The sequence below is a fragment of the Paenibacillus sp. N119s genome (assembly GCF_059447605.1).
This window is the reverse complement of record NZ_JCAJRU010000263.1, coordinates 1-6561: the sequence shown is the minus strand read 5'-3', so window position 1 is coordinate 6561 and position 6561 is coordinate 1. Positions and strand designations below refer to the sequence as shown.

The 6561-nt window shown below is 44.6% G+C and carries 7 protein-coding genes; 3 read left to right on the top strand and 4 right to left on the bottom strand.

The annotated features are described in order from the left end of the window. The coding region (locus tag AC5V8P_RS22140) for an MFS transporter (RefSeq protein WP_495473868.1) at positions 1-1113 on the top strand (1113 nt) is incomplete at its 5' end. A 120-nt stretch (positions 1114-1233) separates the two neighbouring features. Here AC5V8P_RS22140 and AC5V8P_RS22135 read toward each other — a convergent pair. The 3 genes from AC5V8P_RS22135 to fsa form a co-directional block, all read right to left on the bottom strand. Next, positions 1234-2433, bottom strand: a complete 1200-nt coding sequence (locus tag AC5V8P_RS22135; RefSeq protein WP_064798150.1) for an MFS transporter — start codon at positions 2431-2433, stop codon at positions 1234-1236. A gap of 1 nt (position 2434) precedes the next feature. Continuing rightward, on the bottom strand, positions 2435-2890 hold the full coding sequence (locus tag AC5V8P_RS22130; protein ID WP_063209091.1) for a MarR family winged helix-turn-helix transcriptional regulator: 456 nt from the start codon (positions 2888-2890) through the stop codon (positions 2435-2437). A 219-nt stretch (positions 2891-3109) separates the two neighbouring features. Beyond that, positions 3110-3757, bottom strand: coding sequence for a fructose-6-phosphate aldolase (fsa, locus tag AC5V8P_RS22125; RefSeq protein ID WP_040101606.1), 648 nt, complete (start codon positions 3755-3757; stop codon positions 3110-3112). Positions 3758-3942: 185 nt separating this feature from the next. Between fsa and AC5V8P_RS22120 the strand changes: the two genes are divergently transcribed. Beyond that, a complete protein-coding gene (locus tag AC5V8P_RS22120) occupies positions 3943-4653 on the top strand; it encodes a CBS domain-containing protein (protein WP_081276883.1) in 711 nt (236 codons plus the stop codon). Between the two features lie 22 nt (positions 4654-4675). After that, positions 4676-5296, top strand: coding sequence for a TraX family protein (locus AC5V8P_RS22115; protein ID WP_064798149.1), 621 nt, complete (start codon positions 4676-4678; stop codon positions 5294-5296). An 83-nt stretch (positions 5297-5379) separates the two neighbouring features. Here AC5V8P_RS22115 and AC5V8P_RS22110 read toward each other — a convergent pair whose 3' ends face one another. After that, positions 5380-6378, bottom strand: coding sequence for a polysaccharide deacetylase family protein (locus AC5V8P_RS22110; protein WP_064798148.1), 999 nt, complete (start codon positions 6376-6378; stop codon positions 5380-5382). Positions 6379-6561: the final 183 nt, after the last annotated feature.

Below are 6561 nucleotides of genomic sequence, written 5' to 3'. Positions count from 1 at the left end.
CGATTTGGCCGTAAAGCGGTGATTGTTCCCTGTCTCATTCTGACTGTGATTGGAGGGGGAATTTCTGCGGTGGGAGCATGGCTGCTTCATGACCTGGCAGCATATTGGACCATTATTGCAGGTCGTTTACTTCAGGGTGCAGGAGCGGCGGGGGCCTTTCCTATCGTTATTCCGCTTGTGGGTGATCTGTATGAGAACGAGGATGAAGCCAGCAAAAACCTTGGAGTAGTCGAAACCTATAATACATTTGGTAAAGTATTAAGTCCGATTCTCGGTGCTGCGTTGGGAGCAGTATTATGGTTTTTGCCGTTGGCAGTGATTCCGGGTCTCTGTTTGATTTCACTTATTTTAGTCATTTGGCTCATCCATGTGCCCAAGCGAAATAACCAACCGATTATGTTCCGAGAATTTGTGGGAAATGTGAAGCAAGTGCTTGCCGAAAAAGGACGCTGGCTCTATGCTATTTTTGCTATGGGCGGTATTTGTATGTTTGTCATTTTTGGCGTCTTGTTCTACTTATCTGACATACTGGAAAGTCGATACCACCTTCATGGTGTCTGGAAAGGCTTTGTGCTTGCCATACCGCTTATTTCCCTCTGTCTGTGTTCTTATTTAGGTGGCAAGGTTATTGGTAAGCATAAAAAGCGCATGAAATGGATCGGTTTTGCCGGTTTGGTCATTTTGACGATCAGCTTTGCCATTCTCGGATTTTTTCAACATATTTATGCAGTGGTTGGTCTGTTTACGTTAGGAGGCGGCGGTATTGGGCTCGCACTCCCTTGTTTGGATGCCCTGATTACCAAGGGGATTGAAAAAGAGGAGCGCGGAACCATCACATCCTTGTATAGCAGCATGCGCTTTGTCGGAGTATCTTTAGGTCCTCCAGTGGTATCCTTGCTGATTGGCCGCAGTGGGCATAGTCTGCTTTTTGGCGTCATGGCCGCAGTGGGGGGAATTGCGGCTCTGCTGATGCTGCTTGCGGTTAAGCCTAAGCAGGATGAACCAGCAGGGGACAAATCCAGTGATCGTAGCAACAAAAGTGAGAAAATGGCATACATGTCGCGGAAAAAGCCTCTTTCTTCTAAGCTAAGACACAAAACTCCTGCGAAATAAATAAACTTGCAATTGAAAATGCTCTAAAATCAAAAGCACCCATTGTCCATGAAACCATGGTAATGGGTGCTTTTCATACTTATGCAAGTGTAGATGCATGCTCATTTCAAGGGAAGAATCTTATCCCTCCAGCGGGATCTGTGTTTTAGGCTTGTGGTTTGCAATGATCTGAATGACATAAATCAGCAAGAACAGCACAATAAACAGCGACGAAAGACGGTACATCCACGCATAATCACTGGCTTTGGCAATAATGCCAAGGATAAGTGCTCCGGCTGCGACCCCAAAATCAAGGGAATTGAGAAACATGCCGTTTGCCATACCTCTCTGTTTAGGTGACACGACCTGAATCATCCAGGTTTGCAACGTTGGCTGCATAACACCAAATCCGATACCGTAGCAAAGAGCAGACAGATACATAAAGACGTCGCTGTGTGCGTAGGAAAGCAGGATCAGACCGCCAATGAGAAACAGGGAACCGGGGATAAGCAGTGCCTTTGCCCCTTTTTTATCATATATACGGCCTGAGAAGGGACGCACGATCAGTACAGATACCGCATTAAACAGGAAAAAGTAAGCCGGATGGGCAAGATTAGCCTCATCCCCGTAAAGTGCCATAAAACCGAGCAACCCGCCATATGTGATAGACATCAACATGTTCAGCAAGGCGGGAATCCACAATTTACGGTTAAATGCCGGTTTGTGCCCTTCTTCCAAAGGAACCATAGGTGGCTCGATGTGCCCCTTAGGCAGTGTACGAATGAGCCAATAAGCTAGAGGGAAAATTACAACGATGACAGCGGATGTCGAATAAGCAAGCAGGTTAAAACTGCCATATTGCAGCATCGAAATACCAATGGTCGGGCCGATAGACATTGCTAAACTAGTGGACAAACTAAAAAATCCCATTCCTTCACCGAGACGTTTGGGTGGGATGACGTCAGTGACCATCGTTGGAAAGGCGGTGCTGCTCATGCCAAAGCCAATCCCGAACAGCATACGCATGAGCAGGAGTACCGCAATTGTCGGTGAAACACTGTATCCCAACGTTCCTGCTAATGCAAACAGCAGTCCAACGAAGATCAAGGCGCTACGATGTCCTTTTTCCAGCATACGGGCAGAAAAAAGCCTTGCCACAATTGCGCTTAGCGCGAACAAAGTCGTCACGAGACTGACCTGGACGGAGGTGGCATGAAATGCATTTTTCACATAGGAAGGAATGGAAGATACAATCATCTGTAGTTCCAGAAACAAAAATAAATTGGAAACCGTAAGAACGATAAATTCCTTGGTCCAAAGAGGTTGCTTGCCTTGTTGCATATTAATCGTTCTCTCCTTGTTGTTCTGATTCAGTCATGTTGGTATGAATTTGTAAAAGAATATGGCGGAATTGCTTCAGATCGGCAGAGGAAATTCCTTTTACAAAATCGTGGTTGGCATCCCGTTCGATGGGAAGAGTCTCCTCCACAAGCTGTCGGCCTGCTTCAGTCAAATGCAGCAAATAGGCCCGGCGATCCTGTGGACTATTCACACGCCGTACCCAGCCCTTCTTGTCCAACAAATCAATAATACGAGTCGTGGTGGGCTGATCCTTTACGGCTTTAGCTGCAATTTCTTTCTGATTTAGGCCCTCGGCCTGATAGATTTGGTACAGAACCGACCATTGCTCTGGGGAAATATCATAAGGTTTAAGACGATGCAAGAGCTGTTGACTCATTTTACGATGAGTAATCCCGAGCAACATCCCAATAGAACAATCGGGAGGCAAATTGTTCATAAGGCACTCCTTTCTATTTTCCGTACATAGTTACTTTGAATTTAATTAGTTGTTATAACAATTATATGAACAACAAGTTGTTTTGTCAAAAGAAGTTGTTCAGTATGCTGTAAACAGACATTTCTTATTCCACTTCACGCGCATACGCAGAAAATAAAAAAACAGCCCGAAAACGGGCTGTTGGAGTTTAGTACAATATAGTTTGCCATGACTGGCGAATTAAGCTTTAGGTACAGTTTCCCAATCTTTAAGGAAGCGTTCGATACCGCTATCTGTCAGCGGATGTTTCCACAGGGAAGGAAGCAAGGAACCTGGAATGGTGGCGATATGTGCACCAGACAGGGCAGCGTCTTCTACATGCTTAATGTTGCGGATGGAAGCAGCGATGATTTCGGATTTCAGACCATGAATGTCCAAAATTTGTCTCAGATCGCGGATCAGCTTCATACCGTCAACAGCGATATCATCCAGACGTCCTACGAACGGGCTGATAAAAGTAGCGCCAGCTTTGGCTGCCATCAAACCTTGAGCTGCGGAGAAAATCAGTGTTACATTCGTTTTGATTCCGTTCTTGGTCAGCTCGTTACAAGCGTACAAACCGTCCTCAGTCATAGGAAGCTTGATCACCACGTTAGGTGCCCATTTTGCGATGTCATAAGCTTCTGTAAGCATATCCTCAGCCTTGAGGCCGATTACTTCAGCACTTACGGGACCTTCAACGATACTGCAAATCTCCTGAATGACTTCCTTGAACACTCGACCTTCCTTAGCGATCAGGGAAGGGTTGGTTGTTACACCATCAACCAGACCCAAACGTTCAATACGTTTGATTTCTTCAATGTTACCAGTATCCAAGAAAAATTTCATTTGATTTTCCTCCTCAGGTTTATATAGTACATAATACATATCATATGGTGTACATTATGTTCATTTAAATGTAGCATATTGCACACGTTAAACTTATAATTAGTATGTATTACATCCTTAATTGTGACACATTTTAAATTTGAAAACAAGCGGTCTTTAATTAAAATTTGATGAATTGTCGAAGCATGCTGAAATTTACTGATCTCTGCTCCTTTATAATTTATACTACCCCATTCCATAAGGAGGTAATCATTATTCAACTGTCAGATAGACAGCGGGAAATTGTTGATATTGTTCAGCGTCTGGCACCTGTTACAGGGGATAAAATTGCTGAAGAGCTGGGACTATCGCGGCCGACTTTGCGTTCTGACCTTGCGTTGCTGGTTATGCTCGGGCTAGTAGATGCCAAACCAAAGGTGGGCTACTTGCCCGGACGTGATCCAAAATATGATAGCCATATCGGCAGTATGCTCAAAAAGCTGACGGTGGCAGATATACTTAGTGAGCCGATTTTGATTTCAAGTAGTGCTACAGCCTATGATGCGGTATTAATGCTGTTTCAGCAAAATACAGGCACGCTGATGGTCACAGGGGAGGATAAGGAGCTCATCGGTATTGTTACCCGCAAAGATTTGCTGAAGGTCATGCTGGGACATACCGATCTTCACACTGTCCCAGTGACCATGGCCATGACTCGCCGGGCCCAAATGACGACACTAGCCCCAGGAGATTCTTTACTGGAAGCAATATCGAGACTGGTTCGATATCAGGTAAATTGTCTTCCAGTTTTAGACGAGCAATGCACTTCCTTGGCTCCAATTCAAGGATTAGTAGGGCGAGTAACGAAAACGGATATTATGAACGCCATTCTGAGTTTGACAGAAGAAAAGACGTAAAACATGAATAAGGGGGCCTTATATGTACTGGTTGGCCATGCTGACGATGCTGATTGACCATGTCGGACTGGTGTTTTTTCCGACAGACCCGGATTGGAGGATTGCCGGCAGGCTTGCTTTTCCAATCTACGCGTACGCTCTCTATATGGGATATACCCGTACCCGAAATATGCGGAGCTACATGCTTCGCCTGCTCGGACTAGCCTTGATCTCCCAGGTGCCCTATATGCTGGCTTTTGATGTACACAGACCCAATGTGATCTGGACGCTACTGACGTCGTTGCTCGCGCTGGCTGCTGCATCTCGCATGAAGCATTGGGCGGCTATAACGGGTCTGTACGTCCTCATAGCTCTGTTCATGGAGCTCAGCCAGATGGATTACGGAGCCTATGGTCTGCTGCTTGTTCTCATTTATCGATTCACCCGTTCCTATATGATAATTGCTGCTCATTTTGTTTTGAATATTGTTTATGATATGGTACACCATGCGAATATTCAGCACTTTAGTCTGCTGTCCAGTATTCTGATCGTATGTTTTGCTACTGAGGAAAGTGGATTTTATAACCGGGTACCGCGTTGGTTGTGGCGCAGCTTTTATCCGGTACATCTGGCTGTTATTGCGCTAATTCGTATCTGGCCCTAAACTCGAATCCATACAACAAAAGAACCTTTCCAATCCCAAAATGATTGTAAAGGTTCTTTTTGTCTTTAAATTAACTATTGTGTTCACGATGCCTCATTGGGACCTTGGGCAAAAGGAAGTGGGCGAAGGGGAGCCCCTTCTTTCATATATTGCACCAATACTTCCGGAATATTGTGTATTCCACCTGCATTGACGCGATAGCCGTTCGTTTGCCCTGGCGAGTTAATTCCTCGTTTCACCGTGAACGTAACGTCAATTCCCAAGGAACGGCAAATTTCCAATGTCTCCTTGGTATAGCCCCCATAAGGAAAGGCCAGTACATTTTGATCATTGTGCAGATGTTTGAATAGCTTTTTGTTAGCCATGTCCAAATCGCTATAAATCCGCTGTTTGAACTCATCCTCAGTTTCCATTCGCCCCAGCTTTTTCGAATACACCGGACCCATCAGAAGCGGTTTTTGTTTGGTGCGCGTGGTGTTGGAGTATCCGTACGAATGCTCGTCATTGGTATGACTGTAAAAATCAATGCCCTCTGCATGCATCTGATGAATTTGATCCCATGTCAGCTTGGGTATACCAATATGTTTAGGATTGCTGATTGTGGATGTAATGAGAAAATTGGTAGCCGGAACATGATACTTCTTCAACACGGGAAAAGTGTCCGTATAAAAAGATTCATAGCCATCGTCAAATGTCATAAGAACCGCATTATCGGGAACCTTGGCTTTATGTAAAATAAAGTCCGTATACTCCTTCATTGTGATCCAATGGAAGCCATTTGCTCTCATTTCGTCCAACTGTCTCGTTAAATTACTAAGCTTGAGGGCACCAGGATCAGGTGGAATCTTGGTCACTTCATGATACATCAGGACAATTACTTTGTTTTGGTAATATACCTTATCTGGTGTAGGCGTCAGTGAGAATAAGTGACGTACCAGTCGATCTGCATTCGCAGTGCGTGTACGATGAGTTCCTTTGACTATAGGTGTGTGATATATGGTACGTGCTTCATACACCAAAATCCCTAAGATAGCTAGCAAGCTCATGATTAACAGTGTTCTTTTTAAAAAAGTGTGTTTCATTGAATGACATCCCCCGCATGCAAAAAAATTCTGAAAGTATAGAGGTTTATACTAAATATGAAACTAGCAAAATCTAGTTTATCATACCGAAAACACGCGGGGGAAATATCACAACTTTGTTACCTCTGTGTTGCTTTTGCAGATACCGAAGATGAGGCCGGGAAGTAACCGATCTCGACGGCA